The sequence below is a fragment of the Allobosea sp. RAF48 genome, from assembly GCF_052114025.1.
Lineage (GTDB): Bacteria > Pseudomonadota > Alphaproteobacteria > Rhizobiales > Beijerinckiaceae > Allobosea.
This window is the reverse complement of sequence record NZ_JBFRDZ010000001.1, coordinates 92,038-106,642: the sequence shown is the minus strand read 5'-3', so window position 1 is coordinate 106,642 and position 14,605 is coordinate 92,038. Positions and strand designations below refer to the sequence as shown.

Here is a 14,605-nt window from a genome sequence, read left to right as displayed (position 1 = left end):
ACAAGCCGCCCCTGGCGGCGCCGATCCGGGATCCATGCCTGAACCTTCCTCGGAAGCGCTCAGGCATGGATCCCGGAGCTTTCTCCGCTCGCCCGGGATGACCGGCCTGGAGGAGGTGTTCTACTCAGCTGCAGACGGCTTCGGCCAGTTCGCCGTCACGCCGGGCTGCACCGGCCGTTCCAGATAGGTCGAGAGAACGACATAGCTCCGTGTCGCCTTGACACCGGGCGTGTCGTAGAGCCGCCCGAGCAACCCTTCGAGCGCGTGGGTGCTCTCGGTCCTGACCTTCAGCAGCATGCAGGTGTCGCCGGCGACGGAATGGATTTCCTCCACCTCCGGATGCTCGCGGATCGCCATCAGGGCGGGCGTCTTGCCCCAGCCGGTGGTGTCGACATGCACGAAGGCGAGCAGGGTCTTGCCGGTCGCCGCCGGCTCGATCAGCGCTGCGACCTGCCGGATCGCGCCCGATTGCTTCAGCCGCTTGATCCGCTCGTGAGCGGCCGGGGGCGAAAGCCCGACGCGCTCGCCGATGCGGGCATAGCTCTCCGTCGCATCCTCGACCAGAACGGCTAACAGCTTTCGGTCCATCGCATCGAGCGAGCGCTCCGTGGCGCGTTCGCGCCGAACGCCATCTGTTTTTTTATCCATCGCTCTGAATCCAATTGAACACGAATGATGTTCGGCCATTCTGACCTTATGCCGAATTTCAATCAACGCTCTTCTGGTGCAGCTTTGCCGACGGCTCGGATCCCGGCCGCGGCTTATGCGCTGTGTGTCTGCATCGCTGTCATCGGCTCGAATTCGCTCGTGCTCGGGCCGATCGCGCCGCAGGTGGCGGAGAGTTTCGGTCGCGAGACACCTGCCGTGATGACCGCCTCCGGCGCGTTCGGTATCGGCACCGCGCTTGCCGCCATCCTGCTGGGACGCCTGATCGACCGCTTCGGCGCGGGGCTGACGTTGCGCGTGGCGCTCGGCCTCTTCACCCTCGCGCTGGCTGCCAGCGCCGCCGCGCCGGCCGTGCCGATGCTGGTCGGCGCCCAGTTCGCGGCGGGTCTCGCCGCGGGCGTCGCGCTGCCGTCGATCTACACGCTCGCGGCGGCGGTCGCGCCGGCCGGGCGCGAGAGCGACACGATCGGCATCGTGCTCTCAGGCTGGACGCTGAGCATGGTCGCGGGCGTCTCGCTGTCGGCGGTGATGGCCGATAGCGTCGGCTGGCGCTTCGTTTATGCGTTCGCCGCCGCTGCCGGTGCACTCGCGCTTCTGGTCGCACAGGCGATGAAGCTGCAGGGTTTGCCTGCCTCGGCCAAGACGTCCTCTCCGCTCGCGGCACTGCGCGTGCCCGGCGTGGTGCCGCTGCTGATCGCCTGCGCCGGCTTCATGGCGTCCTTCTACGGCGTCTACGCCTATATCGGCGACCATCTGCATCGCACGCTCGGTCTCTCGCTCAGCGCCAACGGCCTGCTCGCGCTGACCTATGGCCTCGGCTTCGGCGCGGCTGCTTTCCTCGACGGGCTGATCGACCGCTTCGATGCCGGGCGCTTCCTGCCGGCGATGTTCCTGGCGGTGGGGTGCGTCTATCTCGGCATCGGCGCGGCGAGCGGCAGCTATGTGTCGATGCTGGCAGCGGTCTTCCTCTGGGGCCTCGCCAACCATTTCGCGCTGAACGTGCTGATCATGCGCCTCGGCGCCCTCGATCCCGCTCGTCGCGGCGCCGTGATGGGCCTCAACAGCGGCGTGACCTATCTTGCGCTCTTCATCGGCACGGCCTCGTTCGGCTCGCTCTACACGGCGGCTGGTTTCGCCACCCTGCCGGTCGCGGCGGCGGGCCTGATGCTGCTGGCAGCGATCTCGGCCAGCCTGGCCCGACCCAACGCCGCGCGCCGCGTCACATCCTGACGATGTGCCGGATCGTCCGGCCCTCGTTCAGCGCATCGAAGCCCTCGTTGATCTCGTCGAGGCTGCCCGAACTGGTCCAGAGCTTGTCCACCGCCAGCCGCCCGCGCTGGTAGAGCTCGATGAAGCGCGGGATGTCGCGCGAGGGCACGCATGAGCCCACGTAAGATCCCTTCAGCGTCCGCTCCTCCGCGACCAGCCTCACCGGCGAGAGCGAGAGCGTATGGGTTGGGTTGGCGAGGCCGGCCGTCGTCGTCGTGCCGCCGCGTTTGGTAATCTGGTAGGCGAGGTCGAGCGCCTTGACGGAGCCCGCCATTTCCAGCCCGTGATCGACGCCGCCCTTCGTCGCCTGCTTGATCGTCTCGATGACGTCCGGAGCTGCGGCATTGAACGCATCGGTCGCGCCCAGCGCCAGCGCGAGATCGAGCTTGTCCTGCGCGAGATCGACGGCGACGACGCGCGAGGCGCCGCAGGCGATGGCGCCGAGCAGGGCCGAAAGCCCAACGCCGCCGAGCCCGACCACCGCGACCGTCTCGCCGGCCTTGATCCGCGCCGTGTTCACGGCCGCGCCGACCCCGGTCAGCACCGCGCAGCCGAACAGGGCGGCGATCTCATGCGGGATATCGGCCTCGACCTTGACCAGCGAGCGGCGCGAGATCACCGCATGCTCGGCAAAGGCGGAGACGCCGATATGGTGATGCACCGGTTGCCCATGGACCGAGAGCCTGCGACCGCCGCCCAGCATCTCACCACGCCCGTTGGCGGCGTTGCCGGGCTCGCACAGGGCGGGGCGCCCCTCGGCGCAGGGTGCGCAATGCCCGCAGGAGGGCACGAACACCATCACCACCCGGTCGCCGGGCTTGAGATCGTCTACGTCTTCGCCGGTCTCGACGACCTCTCCTGCCGCCTCATGGCCGAGCACCATCGGCACGGGGCGAGGGCGGTTGCCGTCGATGACCGAGAGATCGGAATGGCACAGGCCCGCGGCGCGGACCCTGACCAGCACCTCGTCGCGGCCGGGCGGGGCGAGGTCGAGCTCTTCGATCCGCAGCGGGCGGCTTTGCGCATACGGAGCCGCAACCGGGCTCGCGTTCAGGACGGCGGCGCGAATCTTCATGGGCGCAGGCTCCGGTCTCGTGATCAGGCCCTATCCCGACAGGAGAGGGCAGCGCTGTCAAAGGCGAGCCTCCTCCCCGTCATTGCGAGGAGCGAAAGCGACGAAGCAATCCAGGTGACTGGGTCAAACGGTTCAACCCGGTCTCCCTGGATTGCTTCGCTGCGCTCGCAATGACGGGGAGGGTGTTCGGGCGCGGCTCAGGCCACTTCGCTCAATGTGCCGCCGAGGAAGAGCTGGCCGATGCGCGGGTCGGCCAGGATCTCCGCGGCCGGCCCCTGCATGCGCGTGCGGCCGAGTTCGAGCACCAGCCCCTCGTCGGAGATTTCCAGCGCCGAGCGGGCGTTCTGCTCGACCATCAGGATCGAGACGCCCTTGGCGCGCAGGTCCTTCAGGATGCCGAAGGTCTCCTGCACCATCAGTGGCGAGAGGCCGATCGAGGGCTCGTCGATCAGCACGAGCTTGGGGTCGAGCAGCAGGCCGCGCACGATCTCGAGCTGCTTCTGCTCGCCGCCCGACAGCGTCGAGGCCTGCGCGTCGGCCTTGCGCCTGAGAGCCGGGAAGCGGTCGAGCGCCGCCTCCAGCCGCCGCGGCATGTCGGTGATGCCGGATCCGGCGGCGACGGCGCCGAGCTCGATATTGTGACGCACCGAAAGCTCCGGGAAGATGTTGCGGCCCTGCGGGACATAGCAGATGCCGGCTTCGAGGAGCTTCCGCTGGTTCCAGCCGGTGATGTCGCGCCCGTCGAAGCGGATGCGGCCTTCGCGCAGCTTAAGCAGGCCGAAGATCGCCTTGAACACGGTCGATTTGCCGGCGCCGTTCGGCCCGATGACGGTGGTGATGGCGCCGCGCTTCACCGCAAAGCTGGTGCCGTTCAGGATGGTCATGGCGCCATAGCCGCCGACCACGCCGTCGAGTTCGAGGATGGGGGTGGTCATTCCTTGTCGCCCTCTTCCGCGTCATTCTCGGGCGAAGCGCAGCGCAGACCCGAGAATCTCTTGCAGGAGATGCCCGGGTCAAGCCCGAGCATGACGTTCCCTAGTGCCCCAGATAGGCTTCGATCACGGCCGGGTTGGCGCGGATTTCGGCCGGCGTGCCCTCGGCCAGCATCTTGCCTTCGGCCAGCACGATCACGCGCGAGCACAGGCTCATCACGAAGTCCATGTTGTGCTCGATCACCACGAAGGTCGCGCCCTGTTCGGCGTTGATGGCGCGCAGCCGCTCCTTCAGGTCGCCCAGCATGGTCAAGTTGACGCCGCCCGCCGGCTCGTCGAGCAGCACGAGGCGCGGCCCGGCCATGAAGGCCATCGCCGCGTCGAGCAGCTTCTGCTGGCCATAGGAGAGCCCGCCGGCCTTGGCCTCGGCGAGATGGCCGAGCTTGAAGAAGCCGATCATCTGTTCGGCCTTTTCCGACAGCCCCGCATCGCGCGCGCCGAAGAGGCGGCCGAGCATGGAGCCCTGATGCTCCTGCCCGGCGAGGATCAGGTTCTCGCGCACCGACAGTTCGGGAAAGACCTGCAGGAGCTGGAAGGTGCGGCTGACGCCGAGGCGGTTGAGCGCGGAGGGGCGCATATTGGTGACATCCAGCCCGTCGAGCTTCACCGCGCCTTGCGTCGGTTCGAGCTGGCCGAGAATGCAGTTGAACAGGGTCGACTTGCCGCAGCCATTCGGCCCGATGATGCCGAGGATCTCGCCCTCCTTCACCGAAAAGGAGACGCCATCGACGGCCTTGATGCCACCGAAGGCCTTGTGCAGGTCGTGGACTTCGAGGACCGGATTCATGGCGCCCCTCCCGTCTTGCGCCGCATTGCCGCCCAGCCGCGCTCGAGGAGACCGCTGACGCCCTGCGGGCAGACGATCAGCAGCGCCAGAACGATCGTCGCGAAGATGATGAGGTAGAGCGAGCCGGCGAAGCGCAGCCACTCCGGCAGCACGACGCCGAGCAGCGCGCCGACGAAGGGCCCGAAGAGATAGCCCGCGCCGCCCGCCACCACCATCAGCAGCAGGAACAGGCTCTGCGACAGCGAGAACGGGGAGGGGTCGATGAACTCGACCAGCGGTGCATAGAGCGAACCGGCAAAGCCGCCATAGGCCGAGCCGATCGCGAAGGCGAGGAGCGTGTAGGCCCGGGTATCGACGCCGAGGCTCGCGGCCCGGACCGGGTTCTCACGCAGCGCCGTGAAGGCGCGGCCCCAGGGGCTGCGGATCAGCCACCAGAGCGCCAGTGACAGGATCAGCGTGACGACGACGACGAAGCGGTGGAATTCCAGCGCGCCGAACAGCTTGATGCCGAAGAACTCGGGCCGGTTGATGTTGGAGATGCCGAAGACGCCGCCGGTCAGCCATTGCTCGTTGCGCAGCACGAGCCAGATCAACGTCGAGAAGGCGAGTGTCACGAAGGCGAGGTAATGCGTGCGGACACGCAGCGCCGGGAAGCCGAGCAGGATGCCCACAGTGAAGGTCAACAGGCCCGAGAGGCCGAAGGCCGCGTACCAGCTCACCCCGTATTTCGTCGTCAGGATCGCGGTGGCATAGGCGCCGAGCCCCATGAACGCGGCCTGTGCCAGCGAGCTCTGGCCGGCATAGCCGAGCGTCAGGTTGAGCCCCATCACGCCGATGCTCATCACCAGCCAGAGCGAGAGCACATAGGTGCCGTAGCGGCCCATGCCAACCGGCGCGAACCAGAGGATGACGGCACCGAGGACGAGTGCGATCAGCGCAGCGTCGATCCGGCGGGCGGGGCGGCGCGGCGAAGCGGCGGAGGTTTGCAGGGCAGGGGCGCTCATATGCGGCGCTCCTCCTTGCGGCCCATCAGTCCCTCCGGCTTGATCAGGATGATGGCGACCAGCAGCACCAGCGGCACGGCCAGGCGATACTGCGACGAGACATAAGCCGCGGCGAGCGAGTCCGCGACGCCGATCAGGAGGCCGCCGACGAGCGCGCCGCGCACCTGGTTGAAGCCGCCGACGATGGCGGCAATGAAGGCGAAGAGGCCGATGGTCTCGCCGTTCGAGAACTTCGCCAGATAGATCGGCGAGATCAGCAGCGAGGCGACGACGGCGAGCGCGGCGTTGAGCAGGAAGGTGAGCAGCACCATCCGCTCCACAGGGATCCCGAGGATGCGCGCAACCGTCGGGTTCTGCGCCGTCGCCTGCATCTGCCGGCCGAGTTTGGTGCCGCCGACGAACCATTGCAGCAGGCCGATGGCCGCGAAGGCGACGACGATGATGGCGACATGCTGCAGCGAGATCGATGCGCCCAGCAGGTTGATCATGTCCGTCGGCACAAGCGACGGGAAGCTCTGCGCTTCCGCCGAGAAGCCGTCCTTGGCGCCTTCCTTCATGATGATCGACAGCGCCATGGTGGCGATGGCGAGCGGCAGCACACCGTGCTTGATCATCGGGTCGACGACGACGAGCTTGAAGCCGGCGCCGAAGATCAGCAGGAAGACCGCGATGCCGATCAGGCCGCCGGCCCAGAGCGGCAGGCCGAAGAGCTTGACCGCGAGCAGGATCAGCACGGCCGGCAGCATGACGAATTCGCCCTGCGCGAAGTTGATCGTCTGCGAGGTCTGCCAGACCAGCGTGAAGCCGATCGCGGCGAGCGCGTAGATCGCACCCGTGGCGATGCCGGCGATGAGATAGGCGACGAATTCGGCCATGGCTGATTTTATCTCGGGCAACTGGCGTCACGGCCGGGCTTGACCCGGCCATTTCGGAAACCAGCCTTCTCGTCATGAGATTCCCGGGTCGGCGCTTCGCGTCGCCCGGGAATGACGTTCGGACTTTACGGGTTGATCTTCGGCAGGGTGGTGTTGATCACCTGCTTGCCGTTCACCACCTCGGCGAGGAAGCTCTCGCGGTCGAGATCGCCGTTCTGCTCGATGACGGTGTCGATCAGGATGCCCGGCTCCTCGCTCGCCTTGATGGTCGCGCCGCGAAGCGTGGCGGCCAGCCCCTTCGGGTCGAACTTCTTCTGCTTCTCGGTCGCCCATTTCACCATGAAGACGGCCATGTAGCCCTTGATGCCGTTATGGTCCGAGGAGAAGCCGTACTTCTCGCGATAGCGCTTGCCGAACTCCTGCAAGGCAGGGATCGGCGCATCCGTCGAGAGGCCGACATGGCCCTTGGCGCCGTTGGCGGCGTCGCCCGCGAGTTCCAGCACCTTGGCGCCGAGCAGCGTCGTCTCGCCGATCATCGGCTTGGTGATGCCCTGCTGCTTGGCGGCGCGCAGGAAGCGGGCGCTCTCCTCCTCGTTCAGATAGACGAAGACGGCATCAGCATTGGCGTTCTTCACCTTGATCGCATCGGCGGTGAAATCGGCCTGGCCCTGCTCGGTCGAGACGTCGGCGGCGACCTTGATGCCGGCCTTCTCGAGCTCGGGCAGGATGGTGTCGCGCCCGCCCTTGCCGAAGTCGTTGTTGACCCAGACCAGGGCGATCGAACCGGCCTTGAGCGTGTCCTTCATGTACTTGGCGATCTTCGGCATCGCAGCCGCCTGGCTGATCGAGGTGCGGAAGATGTAGGGGTTGCCCTGCCGGGTGAAACCCGCCGCCTCGCCGCCGACGATCTGGGCGACTTCGGCGCGCTGCGAGATCTGCATGGAAGCGCCGATCGGGCCGGAGAAGATCGGGCCGAGGATCGCATAGGCGCCTTCGTCGATGCCACGCTGCACGGCGGCGCGGGTGTTTCCGGGGTTGGTCTGCGTGTCGTAATGGACGATCTCGACCTGCTTGCCGAGGATGCCGCCCTTCGCGTTGATGTCGGCGGCGGCCATATCTGCGCCGTTCTTCCAGTTGGTGCCGGCGGCGGCGCCCGCACCCGACAATTCGATGACGTCGACCAGCTTGACCTTGTCCTGCGCCTGTGCGGGCAGGCTGAGGGCGGCGCCGAGCGCGGCGGCCATGACCCAGAGCGATTTCATATCCACATTCCTCCCAAGCCGTTTTTTCTTCGCCGGCTCGTTCCATCGACGAGAGCGTCTCGCGTTGCTGGGCAGGGCGAGCCCTGACGCAGCGCAAGCATTCGCTTATTGCGCGGCTTTGGGCCGGGATGTCCAGAGGGGCGAAGCGCTGGCGACGCGAGCCGTCCGGTCGAGCGCGCCACTGACATCGGCTGGCGGCGATCCGTTTGATGAGGCCGCCGCGATATGTGACCTATACCGGCAAGGCAGCGGGATTGCGGAGATGTTCGAATGAATCAGGACGCGCTGTTCGAGCAGCTCTGGAATGGCAGCGCCGCGATGGAGAAATGGACCGCAGCGGTTTCGCACGGCGCCATCACTCATGTCGCGGAGAACATCATCACGGTCCATACGACCTATTTCTGCGGCAGCGTGACAGCGATGCGGACCAGCGAGGGGCTGGTGCTGATCGACACTGCGAAGCCGGAGACGGCGCAGCAGACGCTCGATATCGTGCGCTCCTGGGACGACTCCCCCATCCACACCGTCATCTTCACCCATGGCCATATCGACCATACCAGCGGCATCACCGTCATCGACGAGGAGGCCGACAGGCGCGGGCTTCCGCGCCCGCGGATCGTCGCTCACCGCAATGTCGCGCGGCGCATGCAGCGCTACGAGGACACCCACGGCTTCAACAGCCTCGTCCAGGGCCAGCAATTCGACAAGCCGGGCTATGTCTATCCGATCGGCCAGCGGCGGCCGGACGAGGTCTATGACGACAGGCTGTTGCTGGCGATCGGCGGAGAGCGGATCGAGCTCTTCCATGGCCGGGGCGAGACGGACGACGCCACCTTCGTCTGGTTGCCCGAGCGCCGGGTTTTGGCGAGTGGCGACTTTGTGATCTGGGTATTCCCCAATGCCGGCAATCCGCGAAAGGTCCAGCGTTATGCCGCCGAATGGGCCTCTGCCTTGCGACGGATGGAGCTGCTCGCGCCGGTTGTCCTGATCCCCGGGCACGGGCCGGTGGTCTTCGGCGCGGAGCGGGCAGGGCAGATGCTCCGCGATGGTGCGGAGGCACTCGAGCATCTCGTGCGTGAGACGCTCGCGCTGCTGAACCGGGGCGCGACGCTCGACGAGATCCTGCACGGGGTCAAAGTACCGGAGGCGTATCTCGCGAAGCCCTATCTCCTCGCGAAATACGACGACCCGGAGTTCCTCGTCCGTGGCATCTATCACCTCTATGCGGGCTGGTTCGATATCAATGCGGCGCATCTCAAACCGGCTCGAACCACAGAGCTGGCATCGGAGCTGGCCGGGCTCGCCGGCGGTGCGGACAAATTGGCCGAGCGGGCTCTTGCTCTCGCCGGGCAGGGGCAGGCACGGCTGGCCGTCGAACTCGCCGAACTCGCTGGCGCCGCCGTGCCGGACGACGATCCGATTCAGGCGATCCGGGCCGACGTGCTGCGGACGCTGATCGGGACGGAAAGCTCCTTGATGGGAAAGGCCTTCCTGGCAGTCTACGAGCGCGAGGCCGCCCGGCGGTCGAAGGCCTGAGGGCCAGGCCGGGCCGTTCTATGGCGCAGCCGGGAGTTCTCTCGCCTTCCGTTCGAGCTCGCGGAACACCGGCAGCGTCTGGGCGGCGAAACTCTTGAGTTCGGGGTCGGTACCCTCGCCGGCATAGCGTTCCATCAAGACGGTCGATTCGTGGTGCGCGCTGCGCTGGGCATCGACATAGGCCCTGTCGAAATCGGCGCCCTGCCTATCGGCGAGATCGCGCAGCAGGTCGAGATGCTTGCCGTCCGGACGGTCGGGCAGGGCGATGTCGGAGCGCTTGGCGATGATGCGACGCAGGCTGCTGGTCGCCGCCGCCTGGTCATCCGCGAGGCGATGGGCGAAATCCTTGATCGCCGGGGAACTGCTCTTGTGCAGGGCGAGCGTCGCCGACTCCACGCCGAACATGTTGGCGACCGCTGTTTGCGTGACGAAGTCCTGCGCGGGAATTGCCTCCTGGGCACGAACGGCTCCGGTCGAGAGCAGGGCCAGCGCGGCCAGGCCGAGCACCGACGCCCCCGGAAAACGGTGATGCTTCGAAATCATGTTTCGGCAACCGGGAAGAAGGCCGCAGGTTCCATCGCATGGGTGCCTCACGGCCGCGCGCCTTGTCCCATTCCGGGCGCTGCGCTAGCAGGGCAAAGGCGCTTTGCCCTGCCGGACGCTGAGGGAACTCCATGCCGACCACTGTCGAGACTGTGCGCGATGCGCTCATAAGGGCCCGCCGCGAGCGCTCCCTGATCGAGACGGCGAGTCTGCCGATTCCTGAGACGCTTGCTGATGGTCATGTGACGCAGGCGGCAGTCGGCGGGGCACTCAACCTGCCGGAAGCCGGCTGGAAGGTCGGCATCGCCGAGGACGGCACGCCGGTCGCCGGCCTGATGCCCGGCCCCTACCTCGCAGCTGGCGATGTCTATGAGGGCGCGATCGGGGCCGAGCTGCGCGTCGAGATCGAACTTGCGCTCCGGCTAGCGCGCGACGTGCCTTTCCGTCCGGCCCAACCCTATTCGCGGGCCGAGCTGCTCGCCTGCTGCGACAAGGCCTATCTCGGCATCGAGATCGTCGAGAGCCGCCTCGCCAACTGGCATGGCAAGGTCGCCTTCCCGCTCTGGCTCGCCGACGCGATGGGCCATGGCGGCTACGTCCTCGGCCCGGAGGTCGACATCAAGACGCTCGATGACCTCACCGGTCTGGGCTGCTTCATCTCGCTCAACGGCGTGATGATCTATGATCAGCCCGCCGTCCACGGCAATGGCGATCCGATGGTGCCCTTCCTGGCCTGGGCCAATCGCCAGCAGGACAACCTCGGCAGCCTGCGCGCGGGGCAGATCATCACCACCGGCAGCCTCTGCGGCGGCGTGCTCTCGCCCGGCAAGGGCGAGGTCGTGACGAAGCTCTCGCCGCTGGCGACTGTTTCTCTGACGCTCCGGTAAGAAACGAGAGCGGCGGGCGCGCAGGCGGCCGCCGCATTCTCTTCGGCAGGCGCTAGGCCTCCTGCACCAGCGGCGCCGTCTCGTTGCCGACGACGCGGTCACGCCCCTGCCGCTTGGCTTCGTAGAGATGCACATCGGCATGGGCGACGAGGCCGCGAATATCCTTGGCATCGTCGGGGAAGGTGGCTACGCCGATGCTGATCGTCGGGGCCGCCGCAAATTCCTGGGCCAGGGTGCGGTGGACGGCGACCCTCATCCGCTCGGCGGAAGCCAGGGCCGCAGGATGCGACATGTTCTCGCAAAGCACGACGAATTCCTCGCCGCCATAGCGGAAGATGAGATCGTCGCCGCGGATTTCCCCGCGCAGGCAGTCCACGACGCGCCGGAGCACCTCGTCGCCGACGACATGGCCGTAGCGGTCATTGATGCTCTTGAAATGATCGACATCGAGGATCGCGAGGCTGACGGGCCGTTGTGCCGCGATGCTGCGCGCCAGAATGGTCTGGCCGAGCGTCTCGAAGCGCTCCCGGGTCAGGGCACCGGTCAGGGCGTCGCGGCCGCTCTTGCCGAGCAGTTCCTCGTATTTGTGCCGGTAGGTCAGCTTGTGGAAGATGTCCGAAAGCGGCTGCGGCGCGAGTTCCGGCGTCCGGCGTTCGAACAGGTTGAGATAGAGGCCCATCAGCATGGCATAGGTCGCGGCGGCGCCCATCTTGGCCACCCAGCCGCCGAACAGCGCGCCGAGCGGCGTGCCGGTCACCATATGCAGTCCAATGAAGAAGCCGACCTGATCGAAGGTCAGGATGATGGCCAGGCTCAGGCAGGAGCGCAGCACCAGCGATCGCGGCAGCAGCAGGCGCAGCCTCTCATAGAGCAGGATCAGCGCGATGGAATCGATGAAGAGCAGCGTCGTGCCCCAGACCATCAGCGCGCCCATCTGGTCGATCAGGACGAGGTCCGGATTGTAGCCGGGCAGCGTGACCGGCGGGCCATAGAGCCGCAGGGTCGCCACCAGCGCGACCATCAGGAAATTGCCGATCAGCAGTCCGTAGATCGGCTGCCGCACCGTCTCGGCGTCTTCCCGGATGTAGAAGAGCAGGATGATTGCGAGCTTGCCCGAGAACAGCACGGTCGAACCCGGCGAGAGCAGGCCGAAGGGCAGCTCTATGAAGAAGACCGCGGCGAGATAGGTCTCCAGAAAGTGCATCACGCCGAGCGCGCATAGGAAGGCGCCGAGCCCCATCAGGTGGCGCAGCCGGAACAGCGCGGCCATGACGCCGAAATAGATCAGGGCTTGCGTGAACAGCAGGATGGTGCCGGGCATGCTGAGGGTCTATCGCAGTTCGTTCTAACGAGGGATCAACGGTGTTCAGCCCGATAGCGCACCCGGGAACGGTGGTGAGTTTCAGCTATTAACCTTCGGGCTCTTGAAAACCAATGCTTAGGCTTTTCACGACAGGCTCTTTCGAATCCGGCGGGCAGTCCGAAGGATTACAGATCCTTGAGCATTGCGCATGCTCGCTCCCGCCTTATGATGACGGCGGGTATCGGAGACGGTTTCGATTGTGTGGCGGCGTGGCTTGGAGGGTGGATGCGGTTGTGGCGTAGGGCAGGGCATGCTGTCGCGCTGAGCGGCGGCTGTGCGTTTGCCACACTGCTGGGCCTGCAGGCTGAATCCGCCCGGGCTTTCGACCTTTCGTCGCTGGACGTGTTCGGCCTCTTCACCAAGAAGGACGAGCCGCCGGCAGCGAGCGCGTCGAGCCTGCCCTACAAGCTCGACTTCGATCTCGGCGACGCCGAAAATGCCAAGACGCTGACGCGTACCCTGCAGGACGCTTCGCTGCTGTATCGGCTGCGCCAGGATGCGCCGCCCGATGGCGAGACGCTGGCGCGCCGCATGGCCGCCGATTTCAACCCGCTCGTCGACGCGCTCTGGTCGCAGGGCTATTTCAATGCCGACGTCGCCATGGTCGTCGACGGCGTTTCGCTGACGCTCGGGGTGGAGCCGAACGCGACGTTGATCCGGGCGCTGGAGGCGCATCGCAATCGCGATGCGGTGCCGATCACCATCAGGGTCCGGCCCGGCAAGGTCTTTGGCCTGCGCAAGATCGACGTGGTCGAGCGCGACGAGCCCGGCCCGCCCGCGATCGCAAACCCGCTCAAGGTCTCGAAGCTGAAGGAGGGCGAGCCCGCGACCTCGGCTGCGCTGCGTGGCGCACAGGCGGCGTTGGTCGACTATATGCGTGCTCAGTCGCGCCCGCTCGCCAAAATGGTCGAACTCAGGCCGGTCGTCGATCATGCCACCGGCATCATGGACGTCACCTACGTCCTCGATCCCGGCCCTCTGGCCGGCTTCGGCGACATCACGGTCGGTCAGACCGACGAGATTCCGCCCGCGGTCGTGCGATCCTTCATCTATCTCGAGCCCGGCGATCCCTATTCGCCCAAGGCGCTGGCCGACACGCGCCGCTCGATCGCGAAGATTCCCGCTGTCGGTTCCGTCCGCATTCGCGAGGGCGACAAGCTGGACCGTGCCGGCAACTTGCCGATCTTCGTCGACATCACCGAGCGGCCGAAGCGCCTGTTCGGGTTCTCGGCCCGCTATTCGACCATCGATGGCCCGACGGTGAAGACCTATTGGGAGCACCGCAATCTGTTCGGCGGGGCCGAGCGGCTGCGGCTCGAAGGCAGCATCTTCCTGGTGCCGCGCATTGACGGCACCAAGATCAGGAGCTTCGGGGATTTCGAGGAATCCGATATCGGCGGGCGCTTCGGCTTCAGTTTCCTCAAGCCGGCATTGGGCGGCAGCCGCTATGATTGGCTGCTCGATGGCTTCGCGACGCGCGAGCGCGTCGGCACCAGCCGCTATGGCGGCTACACGGCGCGCTACGCCAATGTCACCACCGCGATCATGCGTCGCTTCAGCGACACCTTCTCGGTCCAGGCCGGCCTCGAAGTGGAACGCGGCCAGACCAGCGACGTGCTCGGCCAGGTGACATATACGCTGGTCGGCATCCCGCTCTCGGTGAAATACGATTCGACCGACAGCCCGCTCGATCCGACCCGCGGCTTCCGGGCGGCTGCATCCTTTGCCGCCTATCCGGCCTTCCTCGGCTCGACCGTCGGCATCTACCAGACCAAGGCGGCCGTCTCCGCGTACTACGCGCTCGACGAAGATGCCCGCTATGTCCTGGCCGGCCGCATCGGCTTCGGCTCGGTCGCGGGCGCGAGCCTCAACGAAATTCCGGCAACACGGCTCTTCTATGCCGGCGGCGGCGGCTCCGTGCGCGGTTACGCTTATCGCAGCATCGCGCCCTTGGGGCCGCTGAACCAGGTCGTCGGCGGGCGGAGCCTGTTCGAGTTTTCGGCCGAGGCGCGCATCAAGCTCACCGATACGATCGGCATCGTGCCCTTCTTCGATGCCGGAACGGCTTACGAGTCGACCTTCCCGGACGGGAAGCAGCCGTTGCAGATGGCCGCAGGCCTGGGCCTGCGCTATTACACCGGCATCGGCCCGATCCGCGTCGATGTCGCCGCGCCGCTCAATCCGCGCAAGGGCGACAAGCCGGTCGCGCTCTATGTCAGCATCGGGCAGGCCTTCTGATGCGCCGGCTCCTGACCCACCTCGCCGATATGAAAGCCCTCGTCCTGAGGAGCGTCGCTAGGCGCGTCTCGAAGGGCACTCCCGCGGGCTCGGGAACCTCCTGGGCCA

13 protein-coding genes are annotated in these 14,605 nt (G+C 66.6%); 4 read left to right on the top strand and 9 right to left on the bottom strand.

What is annotated here, in order from left to right; genetic code table 11:
* Nucleotides 1–120: 120 nt before the first annotated feature.
* Complete coding sequence (locus AB4Z10_RS00545; protein WP_441468414.1) at nucleotides 121–648, bottom strand: Lrp/AsnC family transcriptional regulator; 528 nt, start codon at nucleotides 646–648, stop codon at nucleotides 121–123.
* 48 nt (nucleotides 649–696) lie between these two features.
* Here AB4Z10_RS00545 and AB4Z10_RS00540 point away from each other — a divergent pair, with 48 nt between their 5' ends.
* The gene (locus tag AB4Z10_RS00540; protein ID WP_441468413.1) at nucleotides 697–1,896 is read left to right on the top strand and encodes an MFS transporter; all 1,200 of its coding nucleotides are present in this window, start codon (nucleotides 697–699) and stop codon (nucleotides 1,894–1,896) included.
* Here AB4Z10_RS00540 and AB4Z10_RS00535 read toward each other — a convergent pair.
* From AB4Z10_RS00535 to AB4Z10_RS00510, 6 genes are all read right to left on the bottom strand, one after another.
* Nucleotides 1,886–3,010, bottom strand: a complete 1,125-nt coding sequence (locus AB4Z10_RS00535; protein WP_441468412.1) for a zinc-dependent alcohol dehydrogenase family protein — start codon at nucleotides 3,008–3,010, stop codon at nucleotides 1,886–1,888. The genes AB4Z10_RS00540 and AB4Z10_RS00535 overlap by 11 nt on opposite strands.
* A 197-nt stretch (nucleotides 3,011–3,207) precedes the next feature.
* Nucleotides 3,208–3,945, bottom strand: a complete 738-nt coding sequence (locus AB4Z10_RS00530) for an ABC transporter ATP-binding protein (protein ID WP_441468411.1) — start codon at nucleotides 3,943–3,945, stop codon at nucleotides 3,208–3,210.
* Nucleotides 3,946–4,045: 100 nt separating this feature from the next.
* Nucleotides 4,046–4,789 carry an ABC transporter ATP-binding protein gene (locus tag AB4Z10_RS00525; protein WP_441468410.1) on the bottom strand — a complete coding sequence of 248 codons (744 nt, stop codon included), beginning with the start codon at nucleotides 4,787–4,789 and terminating at the stop codon, nucleotides 4,046–4,048.
* Nucleotides 4,786–5,793, bottom strand: coding sequence for a branched-chain amino acid ABC transporter permease (locus AB4Z10_RS00520; RefSeq protein ID WP_441468409.1), 1,008 nt, complete (start codon nucleotides 5,791–5,793; stop codon nucleotides 4,786–4,788). Before AB4Z10_RS00520 ends, AB4Z10_RS00525 begins: the two co-directional genes overlap by 4 nt.
* Nucleotides 5,790–6,668 (bottom strand): branched-chain amino acid ABC transporter permease, encoded by an 879-nt coding sequence (locus AB4Z10_RS00515; RefSeq protein ID WP_441468408.1) that lies wholly within the window; start codon nucleotides 6,666–6,668, stop codon nucleotides 5,790–5,792. The genes AB4Z10_RS00520 and AB4Z10_RS00515 overlap by 4 nt, the downstream gene beginning before the upstream one ends.
* A gap of 125 nt (nucleotides 6,669–6,793) precedes the next feature.
* Nucleotides 6,794–7,930 carry an ABC transporter substrate-binding protein gene (locus AB4Z10_RS00510; RefSeq protein ID WP_441468407.1) on the bottom strand — a complete coding sequence of 379 codons (1,137 nt, stop codon included), beginning with the start codon at nucleotides 7,928–7,930 and terminating at the stop codon, nucleotides 6,794–6,796.
* Between the two features lie 270 nt (nucleotides 7,931–8,200).
* Between AB4Z10_RS00510 and AB4Z10_RS00505 the strand changes: the two genes are divergently transcribed.
* Entirely contained in the window at nucleotides 8,201–9,466 is a 1,266-nt protein-coding gene (locus AB4Z10_RS00505; protein ID WP_441468406.1) for an alkyl sulfatase dimerization domain-containing protein, read from the top strand.
* 18 nt (nucleotides 9,467–9,484) lie between these two features.
* Here AB4Z10_RS00505 and AB4Z10_RS00500 read toward each other — a convergent pair whose 3' ends face one another.
* On the bottom strand, nucleotides 9,485–10,009 hold the full coding sequence (locus AB4Z10_RS00500) for a DUF4142 domain-containing protein (RefSeq protein WP_441468405.1): 525 nt from the start codon (nucleotides 10,007–10,009) through the stop codon (nucleotides 9,485–9,487).
* 131 nt (nucleotides 10,010–10,140) lie between these two features.
* On the opposite strand from AB4Z10_RS00500, the gene AB4Z10_RS00495 reads away from it, so the two are divergent.
* Nucleotides 10,141–10,896 (top strand): hypothetical protein, encoded by a 756-nt coding sequence (locus AB4Z10_RS00495; protein ID WP_441468404.1) that lies wholly within the window; start codon nucleotides 10,141–10,143, stop codon nucleotides 10,894–10,896.
* Between the two features lie 52 nt (nucleotides 10,897–10,948).
* Here AB4Z10_RS00495 and AB4Z10_RS00490 read toward each other — a convergent pair whose 3' ends face one another.
* Nucleotides 10,949–12,217, bottom strand: coding sequence for a GGDEF domain-containing protein (locus AB4Z10_RS00490; RefSeq protein WP_441468403.1), 1,269 nt, complete (start codon nucleotides 12,215–12,217; stop codon nucleotides 10,949–10,951).
* A 267-nt stretch (nucleotides 12,218–12,484) separates the two neighbouring features.
* Between AB4Z10_RS00490 and AB4Z10_RS00485 the strand changes: the two genes are divergently transcribed.
* Nucleotides 12,485–14,497: an autotransporter assembly complex protein TamA gene (locus tag AB4Z10_RS00485; protein ID WP_441468402.1), complete on the top strand. Its 2,013-nt coding sequence runs from the start codon at nucleotides 12,485–12,487 to the stop codon at nucleotides 14,495–14,497.
* The last annotated feature ends 108 nt before the right edge of the window (nucleotides 14,498–14,605 follow it).